The sequence below is a fragment of the Teichococcus globiformis genome, from assembly GCF_042646265.1.
Taxonomy (GTDB): domain Bacteria; phylum Pseudomonadota; class Alphaproteobacteria; order Acetobacterales; family Acetobacteraceae; genus Pseudoroseomonas; species Pseudoroseomonas globiformis.
In genome coordinates this window covers 106944-126035 of the sequence record NZ_JBHRTN010000008.1, presented here as the reverse complement: position 1 = coordinate 126035, position 19092 = coordinate 106944, and the positions used below count along the sequence as shown (strand labels likewise).

General features: G+C 69.7%; 18 protein-coding genes. 13 read left to right on the top strand and 5 right to left on the bottom strand.

Features of this window, described 5'->3' with window-relative positions; genetic code table 11:
• Nucleotides 1–46 precede the first annotated feature (46 nt).
• Nucleotides 47–778 (bottom strand): 2OG-Fe(II) oxygenase, encoded by a 732-nt coding sequence (locus ACFOD4_RS07845; RefSeq protein WP_379595391.1) that lies wholly within the window; start codon nt 776–778, stop codon nt 47–49.
• A complete protein-coding gene (ada, locus tag ACFOD4_RS07840) occupies nt 775–1863 on the bottom strand; it encodes a bifunctional DNA-binding transcriptional regulator/O6-methylguanine-DNA methyltransferase Ada (protein ID WP_379595390.1) in 1089 nt (362 codons plus the stop codon). Before ada ends, ACFOD4_RS07845 begins: the two co-directional genes overlap by 4 nt.
• A 398-nt stretch (nt 1864–2261) precedes the next feature.
• On the opposite strand from ada, the gene ACFOD4_RS07835 reads away from it, so the two are divergent.
• The 11 genes from ACFOD4_RS07835 to rfbD all read left to right on the top strand — a co-directional run bounded on the left by ACFOD4_RS07835 (nt 2262) and on the right by rfbD (nt 13676).
• Entirely contained in the window at nt 2262–3551 is a 1290-nt protein-coding gene (locus ACFOD4_RS07835) for an RsmB/NOP family class I SAM-dependent RNA methyltransferase (RefSeq protein WP_379595389.1), read from the top strand.
• A gap of 86 nt (nt 3552–3637) precedes the next feature.
• Nucleotides 3638–4324, top strand: a complete 687-nt coding sequence (gene rpe, locus ACFOD4_RS07830) for a ribulose-phosphate 3-epimerase (protein ID WP_379595388.1) — start codon at nt 3638–3640, stop codon at nt 4322–4324.
• Nucleotides 4324–6006 carry a heparinase II/III family protein gene (locus tag ACFOD4_RS07825; RefSeq protein WP_379595387.1) on the top strand — a complete coding sequence of 561 codons (1683 nt, stop codon included), beginning with the start codon at nt 4324–4326 and terminating at the stop codon, nt 6004–6006. The genes rpe and ACFOD4_RS07825 overlap by 1 nt, the downstream gene beginning before the upstream one ends.
• 70 nt (nt 6007–6076) lie before the next feature.
• Entirely contained in the window at nt 6077–7186 is a 1110-nt protein-coding gene (locus ACFOD4_RS07820; protein ID WP_379595386.1) for a glycosyltransferase family 4 protein, read from the top strand.
• 109 nt (nt 7187–7295) lie between these two features.
• Entirely contained in the window at nt 7296–8423 is a 1128-nt protein-coding gene (locus tag ACFOD4_RS07815; protein ID WP_379595385.1) for an aminotransferase class V-fold PLP-dependent enzyme, read from the top strand.
• A 48-nt stretch (nt 8424–8471) separates the two neighbouring features.
• Nucleotides 8472–9332, top strand: a complete 861-nt coding sequence (locus tag ACFOD4_RS07810) for an ABC transporter permease (protein WP_379595384.1) — start codon at nt 8472–8474, stop codon at nt 9330–9332.
• A gap of 5 nt (nt 9333–9337) precedes the next feature.
• Nucleotides 9338–10096, top strand: coding sequence for an ABC transporter ATP-binding protein (locus ACFOD4_RS07805; RefSeq protein WP_379595383.1), 759 nt, complete (start codon nt 9338–9340; stop codon nt 10094–10096).
• A 104-nt stretch (nt 10097–10200) separates the two neighbouring features.
• On the top strand, nt 10201–10785 hold the full coding sequence (gene rfbC, locus ACFOD4_RS07800; protein WP_379595382.1) for a dTDP-4-dehydrorhamnose 3,5-epimerase: 585 nt from the start codon (nt 10201–10203) through the stop codon (nt 10783–10785).
• A 64-nt stretch (nt 10786–10849) separates the two neighbouring features.
• The gene (gene rfbB, locus ACFOD4_RS07795) at nt 10850–11905 is read left to right on the top strand and encodes a dTDP-glucose 4,6-dehydratase (RefSeq protein ID WP_379596053.1); all 1056 of its coding nucleotides are present in this window, start codon (nt 10850–10852) and stop codon (nt 11903–11905) included.
• 4 nt (nt 11906–11909) lie between these two features.
• On the top strand, nt 11910–12779 hold the full coding sequence (gene rfbA / locus ACFOD4_RS07790) for a glucose-1-phosphate thymidylyltransferase RfbA (protein WP_379595381.1): 870 nt from the start codon (nt 11910–11912) through the stop codon (nt 12777–12779).
• Between the two features lie 6 nt (nt 12780–12785).
• Nucleotides 12786–13676: a dTDP-4-dehydrorhamnose reductase gene (gene rfbD / locus ACFOD4_RS07785; protein ID WP_379595380.1), complete on the top strand. Its 891-nt coding sequence runs from the start codon at nt 12786–12788 to the stop codon at nt 13674–13676.
• Here the strand turns inward: rfbD and ACFOD4_RS07780 are convergent.
• Together ACFOD4_RS07780 and ACFOD4_RS07775 are read right to left on the bottom strand one after the other, a co-directional pair.
• Complete coding sequence (locus ACFOD4_RS07780; protein WP_379595379.1) at nt 13663–14583, bottom strand: glycosyltransferase family 2 protein; 921 nt, start codon at nt 14581–14583, stop codon at nt 13663–13665. The genes rfbD and ACFOD4_RS07780 overlap by 14 nt on opposite strands.
• Nucleotides 14576–16315: a glycosyltransferase family 2 protein gene (locus ACFOD4_RS07775; RefSeq protein WP_379595378.1), complete on the bottom strand. Its 1740-nt coding sequence runs from the start codon at nt 16313–16315 to the stop codon at nt 14576–14578. The genes ACFOD4_RS07780 and ACFOD4_RS07775 overlap by 8 nt, the downstream gene beginning before the upstream one ends.
• 321 nt (nt 16316–16636) lie before the next feature.
• Between ACFOD4_RS07775 and ACFOD4_RS07770 the strand changes: the two genes are divergently transcribed.
• Complete coding sequence (locus tag ACFOD4_RS07770; protein WP_379595377.1) at nt 16637–18382, top strand: transglycosylase domain-containing protein; 1746 nt, start codon at nt 16637–16639, stop codon at nt 18380–18382.
• On the top strand, nt 18379–18906 hold the full coding sequence (locus ACFOD4_RS07765; protein ID WP_379595376.1) for a hypothetical protein: 528 nt from the start codon (nt 18379–18381) through the stop codon (nt 18904–18906). The genes ACFOD4_RS07770 and ACFOD4_RS07765 overlap by 4 nt, the downstream gene beginning before the upstream one ends.
• An 18-nt stretch (nt 18907–18924) precedes the next feature.
• Here the strand turns inward: ACFOD4_RS07765 and ACFOD4_RS07760 are convergent, their stop codons facing one another.
• Nucleotides 18925–19062, bottom strand: a complete 138-nt coding sequence (locus tag ACFOD4_RS07760; protein ID WP_379595375.1) for a hypothetical protein — start codon at nt 19060–19062, stop codon at nt 18925–18927.
• Nucleotides 19063–19092: the final 30 nt, after the last annotated feature.

Genomic DNA, 19092 nt, shown 5'->3' with positions numbered 1-19092 from the left:
GCTAACCGAGCCGCGCGCGGGTGCAAACCGGCCGCGTCGCGCCGCCTCAACGTGCGTCGTGGAAGATCACGCCCAGCGTGTGACGCTGTCCGTCCCGCACCTCGCTGACGCCGTGCCGCATCACCGTGCGGTAGAAGCCGCGCGTGCCCCGTACCGGGCGCTGGCTGACGGCGAAGGCGACCGCATCGCCCTGCGCCAGCGGTACCACGAAGGGCCGCGACTGCATGCGCGGCCGCTGCTCGGTCAGAACAAACTCGCCGCCGGTGAAATCTTCCCCAGGGCGGGACAGCAGCACCGCCACCTGCAAGGGGAAGACATGCTCGCCATAGAGATCCTGGTGCAGGCAGTTGTGGTCGCCCGGGCCGTATTGCAGCAGCAGCGGGGTGGGGCGGACCTGACCGGCCGCGTGACAGCGGGCGAGGAAATCCGCATGGCGGGCAGGATAGCGGATATCGAGGCCCATCGCGGCGTTCCAGCGATCGGCCAGGGGTGCCAGATGCAGATAAAGCGCGTCGCGTAGCGCCGACACCGGCTCCGGCAGGGGATAGGCGAGGTACTGGTATTCGCCCTGGCCGAAGCCGTGCCGCGCCATGACCACGCGGGAACGGAACCGGCCGCCGTCGTCATACAGCGCAGCGATGCGCCGGCACTCCCCGGGGGCGATCAAGCCGGGCAGCACAGCCCAACCCCGTGCATCCAGCCCGGCGCTGATCCCGTTCCAATCCAGCGCATCCACGCGGGCGGCGACAGCCTCTCCCGGGTCGAGCGCGGCGCTCATGCCGCCGATTCCCGGTCCAGCAGCGCCCGCTTGCGGGCCACGCCCCAGCGATAGCCCGACAGGGCGCCGTCCTGCCGCACCACCCGGTGGCAGGGGATCGCGACGGCCAGCGCATTGGCCGCGCAGGCTCCCGCCACCGCCCGCACCGCGCCCGGCGCACCGATGCGCGTGGCGATTTCCGCGTAGCTCGCCGTGCCGCCGGCCGGAATGTCGCGGAGCGCTTCCCAGACCCGACGCTGAAAGGCGGTGCCGCGCACGTCGAGCGGCAGGTCCAGCCCCCGGTTCGGCGCCTCCACGAAGCCCACCACCCGTGCCACAAGCGCCTCGTACTCCCCGTCGCCCCCGACGAGCCGGGCACGGGGAAAGCGGTCTTCCAGATCGTGCAACAGCGCCTCGGGATCGTCCCCCAACAGGATGGCGGCGACGCCCCGTACGCTGGAAGCGACAAGGATGGCGCCCAGCGAGCACTGGCCGAGGGCGAAGCGCAACTCCTCGGCGGCACCGCCGGCGCGCCAGCTGGTGGGGCTCATCCCCAGCATGGCGCGGGCATTTTCATAGAACCGGCCATTGGAGTTGAAGCCGGCGTCATAGATGGCCTGGGTCACGGTTTCTGCTCTCCCGAGTTCGTTCTGCACCCGCCGCGCGCGGTGCGCGGCGGCATAGGCCTTGGGCGTCACCCCGGTCTGGCTCTTGAACAGGCGATGGAAGTAGGCAGGGCTGAGGTCCGCGGCCTCGGCCAGCATGGCGAGAGGCGGCTCCTGCTCTGCTGTCTCGATGAGGCGGCAGGCCTTGGCGATCAGCTCGGCATTCTCCGCCTCCACCGACAGTCCGTCCGGGCGGCAGCGGCGACAGGGGCGGAAGCCGGCGGCCCTGGCCGCGGCGATGCTGTCATGAAAGGCGATGTTGCGCGGATGCGCCGGGCGTGACGGACAGGAGGGGCGGCAATACACACCGGTGCTGGCCACCGAGTACCAGAACGCCCCGTCGGCGCCACGGTCACGCGCCTGCACGCGCTGCCAGCGCGGATCGGCGGCGATCGTCTCGCCCGGCCTGTTCGCCTTCACCCTGGTTGCGGCCTTGTTCATGCCCGCCTCCCTTGTTCCTGCAGCGGATATGGGGGGCGGCGGCGGCGGAGACGCTCCGTGTCTTGCTGTGTAATCCGGCATTGGCCGTCCCCGCACCTTGTTCGGCAGAATTCCGAGGTCTGCGGAATTCTCCAAAAGGCTGGTGCCGCGACAAGCCAGGTAAGCCAGTTGCAACCAACTTGTTGGGATTGAAAGGTTTTTCCTGATTTGCACTGGGCTCCGGCCGCCTTTCGCGGTGCCAAGGGATCGTCGCCGCGGGAGGAGCGCGCGGCCTGCCGTGGAGGCGGCGCATCGCGGGCTCGCCCACCAACAAGCCGCGCCATGTGCCGGAAACGGGCTGCCCCGCATGCGGAACGGCTCGACAGGGATGGCCCTTCCGGCCCATAGCCCCTGGCGAGATGAAGCCGCCCACCCGCCCCCGCCGTTCCGGAACCCCTGGTTCCGCCCCCCGCCCGCGCAACCCGACGCGCAGCGCGGCACTCGCCCTGGTCAATGCCGTGCTGGAGCGCCACCGCTCGCTGGAGGAGGCGCTGGACAGTTTGCCGGCCTCCGAGGCGCGTGACCGTGCCGCGGCGCACCGCATCGCCGCCGCCGTGTTGCGGCGCCTGGGCAGCCTGGATGCGGTTCTGGAGCCGTGGCTGCGCCGCGACCCGCCGCCCGAGGTGCGCAACGCGCTGCGCATCGGCGCCGCCGAGCTGCTGCTGCTGGAAACCCCGCCGCATGCGGCGGTGGCGAGCTGCGTCGATCTGGTGCCGCGCCCCTTCGCCGGGCTGGTGAACGCCGTGCTGCGCCGGGTGGCGGAAGGCGGCCCGGAAGCGGTCGCCGAGCTGGATGGAGAGCGTCTGGACACGCCGGGTTGGCTGTGGACCGCATGGCATAAGGCCTATGGCCCTGCGGTACGCGCCATCGCGCAGGCGCATCGTCTGCCTGCACCGCTCGACCTGTCGCTGAAGCCCGGCACTCCGACGCCGGAGGGCGCGGACATGCTGCCCACCGGCACGGCGCGCTTTCCGGCCGGCACCCGCATCACCGAGATCCCGGCCTTCGCCGAGGGCAGCGCCTGGGCCCAGGACGCCGCCGCCGCCCTGCCGGCGCTGCTGCTGGGTGCCAGGCCGGGCATGACGGTGGCCGATCTCTGCGCCGCGCCGGGCGGCAAGACGGCGCAGCTGGCGGCCGCCGGCGCCGTTGTTACCGCGGTGGAGCGCGACGCCCACCGCATTGGCCGGCTGCGGGAAAATCTAAGCCGGCTCGGACTGGATGCCTCCATTGTCGAGGCCGATGCCACCGCCTGGGCGCCGGGTGCGCTGTTCGATGCGGTGCTTCTGGACGCCCCGTGCTCGGCCACCGGCACCATCCGCCGCCACCCTGACGTGCCACACCTGAAACGCCCGGGCGACATCCCGACACTGGCTGCGCTGCAGGCCCCGCTGCTGGCGGCGGCGGCGAAGCTGCTGGCGCCGGGCGGACGTTTGGTCTTCGCCACCTGTTCACTGCAGCCCGAGGAAGGGGAAGCCCAGGCTCGTGCCGCCTTTGCCGCCGGGCTGGTGGCGGAGCCGGTGCGGCCGGAGGAACTGCCGGGCCTGGATGCCGCCATCACGCCGGAAGGATGGGTGCGGACCCGCCCTGATCTTTGGGCCGAGCGCGGCGGAATGGACGGATTCTTTATCGCGCGCTTCCGCCGCGGGTGAGTTTCACGCACGGGTTGAGCAATCCCCTGTCGCTTCCCCCGGCCAACGCCTTGTCCGCGCGGGGAGGGGCGGGCATAACTTGCCGCGTGTCACGCCCGAACCCACCCCGCACCGTCAAGATCGCCCCTTCCCTTCTGGCCGCCGATTTCTCGCGGCTGGGTGAGGAGGTGGCCGCCATTGAGGCTGCCGGGGCCGACTGGCTGCACCTCGACATCATGGACGGGCACTTCGTACCCAACATCAGCTACGGCCCGGGCCTGGTGAAGGCGCTGCGCAAGCACAGCAAGATGTGCTTCGACGTGCACCTGATGATCGCGCCGGCGGACTACCTGCTGCCCGCCTTCGCCGAAGCGGGGGCCGAGCGCATCAGCCTGCACCCCGAGGCGGGGCCGCACCTGCACCGCTCTCTCCAGACCATCAAGGCGCTGGGCTGTTCGCCGGGAGTGGTGCTGAACCCGGCTACCCCGGCCAGCGCGGTGGAGCCGGTGCTGGATCTGGTCGAGCTGATCCTGGTGATGACGGTCAATCCGGGCTTCGGAGGGCAGAAATTCATTGCCAGCCAGTTGCCCAAGATCGCCGAGCTGCGCCGCATGATCGATGCCACTGGACGTGACATCGCCCTGCAAATCGATGGCGGCGTCACCAGCGAAACGGCGCCGCTCTGCCTCGAGGCGGGGGCGGATGTTCTGGTGGCCGGCACTGCGGTGTTCGGTGCGGCGAACTACGCCGCGGCCATTGCCGCCTTGCGTGGCACGGAGGGGGGCGCGCGCTGATGTCGGACTGGCTGCGGGGCGCCCGGCGGGTCGTGGCCGGGCTGAAGCCGATCAAGGTGCCCGAGGCACCGGCGCGGGCCTTCCGCGACCTGTGGCCCGGTGATGCGGCGCGTGGCCACCGGCTGCTGCGGGGGGAATGCGAGTTCGCCGGCACCGTGCGGCCGCTGACGGTGCAGGCCGAGGGCGGCCAGGGCTGGCACGAAGACAGCGGCTCGCCGATCTGGCGCGCCGCGGTGCACAGCTTCGCCTGGCTGCGCGACCTGCGGGCGCTGGGCACGGATGGCGCCCGGCTGCGTGCTCGCGATCTCGCCACCGACTGGCTGGCGCATGGTGCGGGAGAAGGCATCGCCGCGGCGCCGGAAGTCGCCGGGGCGCGGCTTTCCGCCTGGCTGGGACACTGGGATTTTCTGGCCGCCACCGCCGAGGATGCGTTTCGCCGGGCCTTGATGGTGCGGCTGGCGCAGGATGCGCGTGGTCTGGTTGCGGCCTTGCCGGGCGAAGGGCGGCATCGCGGTGCGCTGGCTGCGTTGAAGGGCGGCCTCGCGGCTTCGGTGGCACTGAACGAGGAAGCCTGGATCGCACGCTGCCTGCGCATCCTGCCTTCCGAGATCGAGCGGCAGATCCTGCCCGACGGCGCGCATGTGGAGCGCAGTCCGGGTCAACTCTTGCTCGCGGTGCAGGACCTCATCGAGATCCGGAACCTGTTGCATGGCGCGGGGCTGGAAGCGCCGCCGCATCTCGGGCTGGCGCTGGACCGCGCCGCCCCCGCGCTGCGGCTGTTCCGCCATGGCGATGGCGGTCTGGCGCAGTTCAACGGCACGCGCGACCCCGGTGCGGCGCTGGTGGATCTCGTGCTGACCCAGGGCCAGGCCCGGGGACGGGCTCCATTGATCCTCAGCGAAGCCGGCTTCCAGCGTCTGCAGGCGGGTCGCACCCTGGTGATCGCCGATGTCGGCCCGCCGCCTGCTGGGCGCGTGGCGCCGGCTCCCTCTGGTCTGCCGCGCGGTGCTGACCGGTTTCATCATGCCGGCACGTTGGGATTTGAGCTGTCGGTGGGCCGTGACCGGTTGATCGTCAACTGCGGCGCGGCTCCCGCAGCCGAGGGCGAGTGGCGCGATGCGCTGCGCGCCACCGCCGCGCACTCCACCCTGGTGCTGTCCGACACCAACAGCAGCGAGCTGCGTGAAGAAGGGCTGGGCCGCCGCCCGGAGGCCGTGGAGGCCGAACGGCAGGAGGCCAACGGCGCGCAATGGCTGGATGCCAGCCATGATGGCTATCGGCGCGGCCCCGGCGCCATCCACCGCCGCCGTCTCTATCTTTCCGAGTCGGGTGACGACCTGCGCGGCGAGGATGCTGTCGAGGGCGAGAACCTGCCCGGCTTCGCCGTGCGCTTCCACCTGCATCCCGGCGTGGTCGCCAGCCTGCAGGAGGAGGAGAAGACGGTTCAATTGCGGTTGCCCTCCGGCGCGTCCTGGCGCTTCCGCACCAGTCGGGCGAAGCTTGCCGTGGAAGACAGCGTGTTTATCGGCGGCGAGGCCCGCCGCACCTCGCAGATCGTGCTGACGGCGGAAGCCGGCACCCAGTCCGTGCAGTGGGCGCTGAGCCGCGCCACCGTCCCCGCTCCTGACCCGACAGGGCAGGCCGGACCGGCCCCAGCCCCTTCCGACGGCCCGGCGGCCTGAGCGGGCGGGCCTGAGCCTCCCGCACGCTTCCGCCCGACCGCCGAGCCCGTGATCGAGGCGCCGTGCCGTGATGAAGATCGCTGAAGTCTGCAACGTCGATTTCTCGCTGCGCCACTTCGTGTTGCCGGTGATGCGGGGAGCCCGCATGCGCGGGCATGAGGTGGTCGGCCTGTGTGCGGAGGGCCGGTTGCTCGACCTGCCCCGCCAGGAAGGCTTCCGCATCATCCCGGTGCCCATGGCGCGCAGCCTGAACCCAGTCGCCCAATGGCGCGCCTATCGGGCCCTGTTGAAGATCTTCCGCGAGGAGAAGTTCGACCTGGTGCACGCCCACATGCCGATTTCCGGCCTGCTGGCACGGGCGGCGGCCCGGCGCGCCGGGGTGAAGCGCGTCGCCTATACGGGGCATGGCTTCCTGTTCAACCAGCCCGGGCCATGGTGGCGGCGCAAGCTGGCCCTGGGGCTGGAGCAACTGGGCGGGCGTGCGACCGACGTGTTCATGACGGTGTCGGAGGAAGAGGCGGCGGATGCGCGGTGCCTCGGCATCCACCCGAGAGCCGTCGGCATCGGCAACGGGCGCGACCCATTCCGGTTTCGTCCCGATGCCGGGCTCCGGGCCGGACTCAGGGCCGAATTGGGTGCGGCGGAAGACGACTGCGTCGTGGTGATTGTTTCCCGCCTGGTGCGGCACAAGGGGCATGTTGAGCTGCTTCGCGCCATGGAAGCCGTGCCTGGCGCCACGCTCTGGGTGGTGGGGGAGCGGCTGCCGACCGACCATGGCCCCGACATGGCCGAGGATTTCGCCCGCGCGGAGCGGGTGCTGGGCCCCCGGCTGAAGCGCCTCGGCTACCGGGAGGATGTGGGACGCATCCTGGCGGCAGCCGATGTGTTCTGCCTGCCCAGCCATTTCGAAGGCCTGCCCATGTCGGTGATCGAGGCCATGATGACCGGCCTGCCAGTGGTGGCGACCGATATTCGCGGTCCACGCGAACAGGTGCGGGATGGGGACACCGGATTTCTGGTTCCAGCCGAGGCGGTGGAGCCATTGGCGGCGGCGCTGAACCGCCTGTCGGGCGACCCGCCGCTGCGCCAGCGCATGGGCCGCGCAGGCCGTGCCCTGGCGCTGGAGAAGTTCGACGAGGACAAGGTGGTTGGCCGCACGCTGGATCTGATGGGGCTCTGACAGCTTCAGGCCGAAGCGGAAGAGTATGGAAAACCGGTGCCTGCCCTGGGCGCCCCTCAGGCAAGCCGGCTGCCTTTGCGGCGGCACGATTTCGGCGCAGCATCGTGGCATGACCGAGACGCCGCTGTTCGACCCTGCCGATTTCCGCATTCCGCCGGGCATCACCCATGTCTGCGCAGGGGGCGAGACGCCCTTTCTGCACCGGCACGATGCCGCGCTCCAGCGGTATGCGGCGGATAAGAGCCGCGGCATGCCGGGACGGACTGCGCAGGAAGCCGTGGTAGAGCGGGCAAGGGCCCGCGCCGCCGCGCTGCTCGGCACCGATGCGGGCTCGATCGGCTTCGTGTCCTCGGTGGCGGAGGGCATGTCCATGCTGGTGGAAAGCCTGGACTGGCGGCCCGGCGACAATGTGTGCCTGGACCCGGATGAGTATCCTTCTCTGGTCGCCCCTCTGGCGCTGGCCTTGCCCGAAGGCGTGGAGCTGCGCATCACGCCACTGGCCGATCCGGCGGCGCTTGCCGGAAAGCTGGACCGGCGTACTCGGCTGGTGGCGGTCAGCCATGTCTCATTTCTCACCGGGCGACGCTATGACCTGGCGACGCTGCGCCACGTCACCGAGGCGGTAGGCGCCCTTTTGGCGGTGGACCACACCCAGGCCGCCGGCTACCGCCCGCTGGATGGTGCGGCGGAGGCGGATTTCGCCTTCTGCGCCGGCTACAAGTGGCTGCTTGGCACCACCGGTGCAGCCATCGCCTATTGGAACCGGGTGCGGCAACCGGGCTGGGCGCCCCGCACGGCGGGGTGGCATTCCATCGCCTCCATGGGCGCTTCCAGCGAGCGGCCGGACCACCGTAACCGCCCCGTGCTAAAGCCCGATGCCATGCGCTTCACCCGCGGCAACCCTGCCCATGCGGCGCTCTATGTGCTGGACGAGGCGCTGGATTACCTCGCCGCGCATGATCCGGCGGTGGTCTGCCGGCATGTACAGGGGCTGACCGCCGCGTTGCTGGGGGAGCTGGAGGCTCGCGGCATTCCCTCCACCACGCCGGCCGACCCGGCCCGGCACGGCGCCAGCGTGTGCATCGCCACGCCGCGTGCCGATGCGCTGGTGGCCGCGCTGGAGCCGCTGGGAGTGCTGGCCTGGGGCGGACGGGGTCGGGTGCGTTTCAGCTTCCACGGCTACAATGCCCTGCGCGACGTGCGGGCCATCGCTGCGGCCATGGAGGTCCTCTGGTAGCGCGCCTGCTGTGGCCCATTCGGCGCTTTGCGTCTATAGCTCCGCGCCATGGACGCCCATGTCACCCAGCCCGAAGGCGCCGCTACCCCGGTCACGGTGCGCTTCAACGCCGCCGCTCCGGAGCGCCTCAGCCGTGCCCTGCAGGATCTGCGGCGGGGATTTGAGCAGCGCCGACTGGCCGGTCGCCTGGCCTGGCTCGACCTGCGTAACCGCTATCGCGGCTCGGTACTGGGGCCGCTCTGGCTGACGCTGTCCACGGCCGTGATGCTGGTCAGCCTCGGGTTCCTGTATTCCACCCTGTTCCAGATGGAGCTGTCGGAATACCTGCCCTGGCTGGCGGTCAGCCTGATTCTCTGGAACATGCTTGGCCAGATGGTGAACGAGGCCTGCACCAGCCTGACCAGCGCCGAAGCCATCGTCCGCCAGATGCCGCTGCCCTTCACGGTGCATGCCCTGCGCTGTGTGATCCGCAACGCCATGGTCACGGCGCACAACCTGCCGTTGATTGTGATCGTGCTGCTGATCTTCGGCATCCTGCCGGAGCTGGGCTGGCTGATGATCCTGCCGGGGCTGCTGGTGCTCGGCGTCAACGCGCTGGCAGCCTCGCTGTTCCTCGGCATGGTTTGCGCCCGGTTCCGTGACATCGCGCCTATTGTCGGCTCGGTGATGCAGATCGCCTTCTTCATGACGCCGGTGATCTGGAAGCCGCAGCTGCTCAGCCCGGAATACCATCCCTTCCTGCTGCTGAACCCGTTCTATGTGCTGATCGAGACTATTCGCGGCCCGTTGTTGGAAGGCGGCGGCGACCCGGCGGTTTGGGCCACGGCGATCGCCTACACGGTGCTGAACTGCGGTATCAGCTTCGCTTTCTTTGTCCGCTTCCGCGGCCGCGTCGCCTTCTGGGTGTAGAAACCATGGCGCATATCACCGCGCGGAACGTCTCGATCGAGTTTCCGCTCTACCACATGGGCGCGCGCTCGCTGAAGAAGCGGCTGCTGGCCAGCAGCCCGCTGCGGCTGCGCGCGGACGATGCCAACCGCATCGTCGTGTCCGCCCTGCGCGACCTCAACTTCGACATTCGCCGCGGCGAGCGCGTGGCGCTGATCGGCCACAACGGCGCCGGCAAGACGACGCTGCTGCGGACGCTGGCCGGCATCTACGAGCCGGTGGCGGGCGAGCTGGAGGTTGCGGGCGTGATCGGTCAGATGATCGATCCGGGCGCTGGGCTCGACATGGAGGCGACGGGCCGCGAGAACATCGTGCTGCGCGGCCTGTACCGTGGCCTGGGCGATCGGGAAAGCCAGCTCCTGGCCGAGGAGGTGGCCGAGTTTTCCGGCCTTGGCGAGTTCCTGGACGTTCCAGTGCGCAACTACTCCTCCGGCATGACGGTGCGGCTCTCTTTCGCCATGGCGACGGCGATCCGGCCGCAGATCCTGCTGATGGACGAGTGGTTCCTGGCAGGCGACGCCGATTTCATGGCCAAGGCCGAGCAGCGTCTCGGGCGGCTGGTGGAGGGCGCCGACGTACTGGTGCTGGCCACGCATGAATTCAGCATCGTCCGGCGCTGGTGCACCCGCGCCCTGCGGCTTGAGGCGGGGCGGGTGGTGGCGGATGGCACGGTGGACGAGGTCCTCGGCCCCGACCCGGCAGCGCCCGAGACCTTGGATGCCTGAGGCGCCTCTGCGCACCTGTTGCCGCCCCTGATTGCGGGGCGCGGCTCAATGATGTTTCAGTATGATGCGGGCGGCGCCGCCCGCGGAGGGAGTGCAACGCCACGATGAGCCAGAACCCCGTGACGCTGATCCGCCCCCGCCGCTTCGGTGACGAGCGCGGCTGGTTCACCGAAAGCTGGAGCCGCTCGCGCTTCGAGGGCCTCGGCATCGCGCTGGATTTCGTGCAGGACAACCATTCCATGTCGGCCCAGGTCGGCACGCTGCGCGGGCTGCACTTTCAGCGCCCGCCCTTTGCACAGGACAAGCTGGTGCGTTGCCTGCGCGGCGCTATCTACGACGTGGCCGTGGATGTGCGGAAAGGATCGCCAACCTATGGGCAATGGGTCGGCGCCACCCTGACGGCGGCCGAGGGGCTGCAGATCCTGGTGCCGGCCGGCTTCGCGCATGGCTTCATGACGCTGGAGCCGGATAGCGAGGTCGCCTACAAGACCTCCGCCCCATATTCCGCCGAATGCGATGGTGGTATCCGCTGGGATGATCCGGCGATCGGGGTGAACTGGCCGCTTCCAGAAGGCGGGCCGGTGTTGTCCGCCAAGGACAAGGTCGCGCCTTCGCTGGCCGAGTTCGACAGCCCCTTCGCCTATGATGGCCGCCCGTTGCTGCCGCTGGGCGAGCCGCTGGTTCCCTGATCTCCACGTCGCTTCCCAGCCTCCACCCGCCAGAAGGATGGTCCCTGCCTTGGATACCCGTTCGCTGAATGTCCTGGTCACGGGGGGTGCCGGCTTCATCGGCTCCGCTCTGGTGCGGCGCCTGGTAGGCGAGGGGCGGCACCGCGTGCTGAACCTCGACAAGCTGACCTATGCGGGGACCCAGACCTCGCTTGCCCCCATTGCCCAGAAGCCTGGCTACGAATTCGTGCAAGGCGACATCTGCGATGCGGCGCTGCTCAAGGAGCTGTTCGCGCGCTTCGATCCGGATGTGGTCGTCCACCTGGCGGCCGAAAGCCATGTGGATCGCTCCATCGACGGCCCGGGTGAATTCATTCAGACCAACGTCGTCGGTACCTTCACCCTGTTGCAGGCGGCGCTGGCCCATTGGCGCGCCATGGCGGAGCCGCGCCGCGCCGATTTCCGCTTCCACCATGTCTCGACCGACGAGGTGTATGGCACGCTGGGCGAGGACGGGCTGTTCACCGAGGAAACGCCTTACGACCCGCGCTCGCCCTATTCGGCCAGCAAGGCGGGTTCGGACCACCTTGTGAGCGCCTGGCACCATACCTATGGCCTGCCGACGCTGATCACCAACTGCTCCAACAATTACGGGCCCTACCATTTCCCCGAGAAGCTGATCCCGCTGGTGACGCTGAAAGCGCTTTCGGGCGAGAAGCTGCCGGTTTACGGCCGCGGCAAAAATGTTCGCGACTGGCTGTTCGTCGAGGATCACGCGCGCGCGTTGCAGGCGGTGTTCGAGCGCGGCGTGCCCGGCGAGACCTACAATGTCGGCGGCAATGCCGAGCGGCAGAACATCGAGGTGGTGCGTCGTATCTGCGCCATCCTCGACCGGCTGCGCCCGCGCCCCGACGGCAAACCCTATGCCGAGCAGATCTCCTTCGTCACCGACCGCCCGGGACACGACCTGCGCTACGCGATCGATGCCTCGAAGCTGAAGCGCGAGCTCGGCTGGGAGCCGCAGGAAACCTTTGAGACGGGGCTCGAAAAAACCGTTTCCTGGTATCTGGAAAACGAGGCGTGGTGGCGACCGATCCAGGAGCGCGCCTATGGCGGGCAGCGCCTTGGACTGAAAGGGTGACGCGATGAAGGGCATCGTTCTGGCTGGCGGCTCCGGCACGCGGCTGCACCCGGCGACGCTGGCGGTGAACAAGCAGCTCCTGCCGGTCTACGACAAGCCGATGGTGTATTATCCGATCTCGGTGCTGATGCTGGCCGGCATCCGCGAGATCCTCGTGATCTCCTCGCCCGAATTCCTCGACATGTACAAGCGGCTGCTGGGCGACGGCAGCCAGTATGGCGTCGAGTTTTCCTATGCCGAGCAGCCGAAGCCCGAGGGGCTGGCGCAGGCCTTCATCATCGGCCGCGACTTCGTGGGCGACCAGCCGGTCGCGCTGGTGCTGGGCGACAACATCTTCTACGGCGCGCATCTTTCGGAAATGGCGCGCGCCGCCGCCGAGCGGAAGGAAGGGGCCACCGTCTTCGCCTACTATGTCGAGGACCCGGAGCGCTACGGCGTGGTGGAGTTCGATGCGACCGGTCGCGCCCTCTCCATCGTCGAGAAGCCGTCGAAGCCACGCTCGCACTGGGCAGTGACGGGGCTCTATTTCTACGACAACTCGGTTCTCGATATCGCCGCCGGGATCAAGCCCTCGCCGCGTGGCGAGCTGGAGATCACCGACGTCAACCTGCACTACCTGGAGCAGGGCAAGCTGCAGGTGGAACGGATGGGGCGCGGCTATGCCTGGCTCGATACCGGCACGCATGATTCGCTGCTCGATGCGGGCGAGTTCGTCCGCACCATCCAGCAGCGCCAGGGCCTGCCGATCGCATGCCTGGAGGAGATCGCCTTTCTCAACGGCTTTATCGACGTCGACCAGCTGCGCGCCCGCGGCCAGCTCTTCGCCAAGACCCAGTACGGCCAGCACCTGCTGCGCCTCGCCAACCAGGGGTAAAGACGCATGCGCATCCTGATCGTCGGCCGTAGCGGTCAGCTCGCCCAGGAACTGGCGGCGCGCCTGCCGCGCGACGGGCATCAGGTGACGGCGCTGGGCCAGCCGGAGCTGGACCTCGCGAGGCCGGAGACCATCGCCCGCGCGGTGGAGCAGGTCGCGCCCGAGGCCATCGTCAACGCCGCCGCCTACACCGCCGTTGATCGCGCCGAGGATGAGCGGGACGCCGCCTTCGCGGTCAACGAGACCGGCTCCGGCCTGCTGGCGCAGGAGGCCGCCGGACGCGGCGTTCCGCTGGTGCATGTTTCCACCGACTATGTCTTCGACGGCACCAAGGATGGGCCCTATGCCGAGGATGACGTGACGGGGCCGCAGGGCGTTTATGGCGCCTCCAAGCTGGCGGGCGAGCAGGCGGTGCTGGCGGCGCATCCGCGCAGCGTCGTGCTGCGCACCGCCTGGGTCTGCGGTGCGCACGGCAACAACTTCCTGAAGACCATGCTGCGTCTGGGAGCGGAGCGGGAAAAGCTGTCCGTCGTCGCCGACCAGCACGGTGCACCGACCTTCACCGCCGACATTGCCGAGGCCATTGCGAGGATGCTGCCAGGCCTTGCCGCCGCCCCGGCGGGCGATGCGCGGTTCGGCGTGTTCCACTACAGCGGCCTGCCCTTCACCACCTGGCACGGCTTCGCCACCGAGATCTTCCGCCAGGCCGCCGGACGCGGCGCCAAGGTACCGGGGGAAGTGGCTGCCATCACCACCGACCAGTACCCGACCAAGGCGAAGCGACCGGCCAACAGCCGGCTGGACTGCACGCGGATCACGGCCGTGCACGGCATTGACCCGGCGGATTGGCGGGTCTCGCTTTCCACCGCGTTGGATGGGCTGCTCAGCCGGGGCTGAGCACGGCCCAGGCACGCAGCACCAGATCCTCGGAGAAGCGCTGGCGGTAGGCGCCGACCTCGCGTAGCGCCCGCAGCCGGGCCAGAGGCCCGCGCTGGCGCGCTGCGCGCAGCACAGCGACCTTGGCCGCCGCCTCCGGCGTCAGCAGGGACGATGCGCGGTCCAGCGCCTCGAGATGCGCGGCGAAGATGCGCTGGAACGCAGCCGGACCGCGCTTTGCAGCCGCCATGCCGCGCCGGGCCGCCGAGGGTGCCGCACCCACCGCGTTGCGCCCGTGCTGCCGGTACAGGATCTGCGGCTCAGCGTCGAACAGCACCTCGCCGCCCGCGCCCGTTACCAGCAGGTAGCACCACCAGTCATGCATGCTGCCCTCGGGCGCCGGGCCGGCGGCATTCACCAGGCGTCGCGCCGCGGGGTTCAGGATCACGGTGCAGCCGGTGGCGATGTTCTGCACCAGCGCATTGGCGAAGGCAGGTGGCCGTGGCGGCAGGGGGGACAAGCCCACCGGCTTCAGCGCCTCGTCCACCAGCCTCTGGCGGCCGCAATACAAGGCCGGCCGGTCTGTCGGCAAGGCAGCCAGCCGGCGCAGGCCGCGGGATAGCTTTTCCGGCAGCCATACATCGTCCTGGTCGCAGAAGGCGTAGGCGTCCGCCTCGGGGCATGCCGAAAGCAGCGCCAAGAAGGAGCGCGCGGCGCCCTGGCGGGGCGGCAGGGCACCGGCTTCGCGCACGGTACCGCCGGGCCATGAGAACCGCCGCAGCAGGTCCGGCGTGGCGTCGGTGGAGCCATCGTCGCGCCAGAACAGCAACGGCGCGCCAAGTCCGGCCTGCGCCGCCAGGCTGTTCAGCTGCGCCGGCAGGAAGGCGTGCCCGTTATAGGCGGATAGCAGAACGGCGATGTCAGACAACGCCGCCCTCCCGCATAGCCTGGACCAGCATTCCGGCGCCGCCCGGGCCATCGGTCAGGCGCAAGCCGGGACCGCTGACGGCCAGGTTCGGGTTGAAAAAGGGATCGGTCAGCCCGTCAGGCGCCGGCGGACGCCGAGTGGGTGCCGGGTGGCGCAACCGTGCGGCAGGAGTCCAGATGGTGCCCAGTCCTTCCCGGCCGAGGGCGAGGCAGAGCGCCACGGCCCAGTCCTCCTGCCGGCCGGCCGACAGCTCGGCCTTTGCGAGGGCGTCGCGGCGCACCGCCAGTGCCATCCCCGACACGGCCGAGACTTGGCGGGCAAGGCGCAGATGCCCGAAATAGCCCGCGTCCCGCGAGGACATGCCGTGAAGATAAGGTACCGGGTGGCCCGTTTGCGTCAGCGAGTCCACCAGCAACCCGGCTTCCGCGACATAATCCCTGGCATCCTGCACCAGTGGCCCCACCGCGCCGATCCCAGGCCGCATGGCTTGAGCCAGCATGGCGAGCAGCCAGTCCGGCTCATCAGGGCGCAGTGCCGGGTCCAGGAACAGCACCAAGTCACCGGTGGCACGGGCCGCGGTGGCCAGTGGGGGCTCGGCGTCGGTGGGCTCCAGCACCTCGGCCTTCATGCCGGCCGGCAGCATCCATTCTTCCCGTTCAGGCGCGCCAGGCCGGGTCAGGACGATGCTGAGGCTCGGTGGCTGCGAAGGCAGGGCATGCGCAATGTCCATCCAGCCCGGCAGGCTGGCTTGCGCTTCCACCCGCGCGCCCGCGCCGCCCTGCAAATCCAGGTGCTCAGACACCGCACGGCGACCGGCGCGGGCGCAGCGTTCCAGCGCCGTTTCGGAAAAGGAAGCGGTGCCGCCATTTTGTCGCCAATGGTACAGCACCATCGGGATGTGGCGCACGGCGTGCTGCGGCAGGCCCTGGGTGGCCCGAAGCGCCAGATCCCAGTCCTGGCTGCCTTCCAGTCCTTCGCGGAAGCCGCCGATCCGCTCCAGCAGGTCACGCCGGTACACGCCCAGGTGGCTGACCAGGTTCTGGCCGAGCAGCAGTTCAGGGTTCCAGCCCGGCTTGAAGTGCGGATCGGAGCGCTGGCCGTGGTCGTCGACCTTGTCTTCGTCGCTGAACACCACCTGCAGGTCGGGCTCGCGCAGGATGGTGTAGACGACCGCCGCCAGCGCATGTGGCGGCAGCAGGTCGTCATGATCCATCAGCGCCACATATTCGCCCCGCGCCATTTCCAGCGCAGTGTTGCTGGCGGCGCTGATATGGCCGTTCCGCTCGCGCCGGACGTAGCGGATGCGGGGGTCGCGTGCAGCCTCCTCCTTCAGCACCGCTTCCACGTGCGGCGCGGGCGAGGCATCATCTGCGATGCAGAGCTCCCAGTCGGGATAGAGCTGCGTGCGCACGGAGGCGATGGCCTGTCGAAGCGATGCCTCAGGCGTGTTGTAGGCCGGCATCACCACCGAGATCAGCGGCCGACGGGGCATGGCGCCGATTCCTTGCAGGATGGCTTGCCGCTGCGCCTCGGTCGGCGTGTCCCATTGCTGCACCCAGCTGGCATAGGCACCGGCCCCGATAGCGATGCGTGGATCGCGGACCAGGGTCAAGGCATGTTGCAGGGCCGGAAGTCGCCGGGCCGCCCAGAGCGTGCCGTCCCGCAATTGGCGGTGCAGGGTGGGGTGGCTGCGCAACCAGCCACGGAGAAGGTAAATCGGAGAAGGCGGCAAGCAATTCCTCTCTGCACCGGGCATGAGGGGCCGGCGCTGCGACAAGGCCCGGCCAAGCCTCCGTTTGGCAGGGAAGAAGGCAGGGATCGGAGGGCCTGCCGGGTCATAGAGCAGGCGCCGGCGGCGCGAAAGCGTTCCCGGATCATGGTATTGGGCGCGGCGGATCGGCTATAGCCGGAGAGATCGACCACCCGGTTGCGGGAGGCTGCCGCCAAACCACCGATGCCCCGCTCCCGCGTTGTCCAACCCGTTGCTTGCACCTCCGCGGATCGAACCGGCCCTGTCCCGACGCGCCAGCGGGCCGGCCGGCCGCGCCGCGCCATGCGTCTGCTGCGTCACCTTCTGGTCTTCGGCATCTGGGGATCGGCCGTGCTGAGTGCGGTGCTGCTGGCCTTCGCCTGGGACCTGCCGCGGCCGGAGGCGGCGCTGGCCACCACCAGGCGTCCCTCGGTCACGCTGGAAGCGGCGGATGGGCGGCTGCTCTCGGCAAGCGGCGACCTGTATGGCGAAACGGTGCGGCTGACGGATCTGCCGGCGTATCTTCCCGGTGCGCTGATGGCGGTGGAGGACCGGCGCTTTCGTTCGCATTTCGGGTTGGACGTCATCGGCTTGGCACGTGCCGCCATCGCCAATTGGCGGGCGGGACGGGTGGTGCAGGGCGGCTCGACCCTGACGCAGCAGCTGGCCAAGAACCTGTTCCTGACGCCGGAGCGCAGCCTGCGCCGCAAGGTACAGGAAGCCATCCTCGCCTTCTGGCTGGAGCGTCGCTTCACCAAGGACCAGTTGCTGGAGCTGTACCTGAACCGCGTCTATCTCGGCAGCGGCGCCTTCGGCGTGGATGCGGCGGCGCGACTCTATTTCGGTGTGCCGGCCCGGCGGGTGACGCTGTGGCAAGCGGCTATCTTGGCAGGGCTGCCGCGCGCACCCTCGCGCTACAATCCGCGCACCGATCCCGGCGCCGCCATGCGGCGGGGTGCCGAGGTGCTGGCCGCCATGCAGGATGCCGGGCTGATCACTGGCCGCCAGGCCACGCTGGAAGGCGAGCGCATGGCCGTGCCGCCCCGCCCTTCGGGTGATGCCGGCTGGTTCGCCGACTGGGTGCAGGCCGATCTGGCCGAGGATTATCCGGGCAATGGCGATCTCGTGCTGCGCACCACGCTAGATCTGCGGCTTCAGGCGCTGGTGGAGCGGCGTCTGGAGGCGCTGCTGTCCGGGCCGGGGCGCGCCGCCGGAGCCAGACAGGGTGCTGTGGTGATCCTCGATGCGCGGGACGGGGCGGTGCAGGCCATGGCCGGCGGCCGGTCCTACCGCCAGAGTCCGTTCAATCGTGCCACGGCGGCGCGGCGGCAACCCGGCTCGGCCTTCAAGCCCTTTGTCTGGCTGGCCGCCTTGGAGGGGGGCGCAGGGCCGCAGGACACCGTTTCCGACGCGCCGCTGCGCCTCGGCGACTGGTCGCCGGGCAACGGGCAATGGGCCTCGCGTGGAGAGATTACCCTGGAGCAGGCGCTGGCCCACAGCGTCAACACCGCTGCCGTGCGCCTGCTGCGACAGGCGGGCGGAGCGCGGACCGTCGCGGCGGTGGCCATGCGGCTGGGGGTGGAGGGTCGTCTGCCTGCCCATCCTTCCCTGGCATTGGGAACCGGCGAGGTGACGCTGCTGGGCCTCAGCGCCGCGTATGCCGCTTTCGCCAATGGCGGTTACCGCGTCAGCCCACATGGCGTGACCCGCGCCGAATCCGCCGAGCGGCTGCTCGCCGTGCCGATGACCGCGCCGCAGCTATCCATCGCGCCGGAACGCGCGGCGATGATGCGCCACATGCTGGAGGCGGTGGTGCGGCAAGGCACCGGCCGTGCCGCCGCGGTGGCCGGCCGCAGGGTGGGCGGCAAGACCGGCACCACGCAGGATTTCCGCGATGCCTGGTTCATCGGCTATGCCATGACGCGCGCGGCCCCCCTGGTCATTGGCGTCTGGCTGGGCAATGACGATGCGAGTCCCATGGAGGCGGTGAGCGGCGGCACCCTGCCGGCGCGCCTGTTCCACGACATCCTGCAGGAGATCCCGCCTTGACCGATGCGCCCGAGCGGATGGCCGGCCTTGCCCGCCCGATGCAGCACGCCCTGAACAACTCCTTCATGATCCTGCAGGTCAACCTGGACAGCGTGGCTGCCGGCCTGCCGCCCGAGGACAAGGCGGCGGTGCGCATGGGACGCGCCCTGCAAGGGCTGAAGGACATGGAAGCGCTGTTGCGTGGCTATTTCCGCCTGGGTCGTCCGCATGAAGAGGGGGAGGTGGATTCCGGCCGCTTCCTGGAGGCGGTACGCCCCGTTCTCGCGCTGGCAGCCAAGAAGCCACTGAAGGTGGAAGTACGGAGCACCGCCATGGTGAAGCCGAATCGGCCAGAGGCAGATCTGGCACTCCTCGACCTCGTGATGCCGGCGCAGGAGATGCCGCATGGCGCGCCGCTTCTGGTGCTGGACGGCAAGACCTTGATCGTGAACTGGCAGCCGCCCGAGGGCGCCGAGGCGTCGCTGCGCGCCGCCGGCCTCGGTATTGAGCGGGGCGAGAACGAGACCCGGATCAGCCTGGGCTGAAGCGTGGCGACAGGGTGGTCAGGAGGTATGGCTCTGAGTGCGGCCACGCATGTAGCGCCGTTCCGGACGGTAGCCGTCGCGCTTGAGCCAGCGGAACAGGGTGCGAAGTCCGCGGCGGCAGAGACGGAAAACGCTGGGGCGAATACGATGGGGCATGACGCGATGTCCGGATGGAGCGAGGCAGCT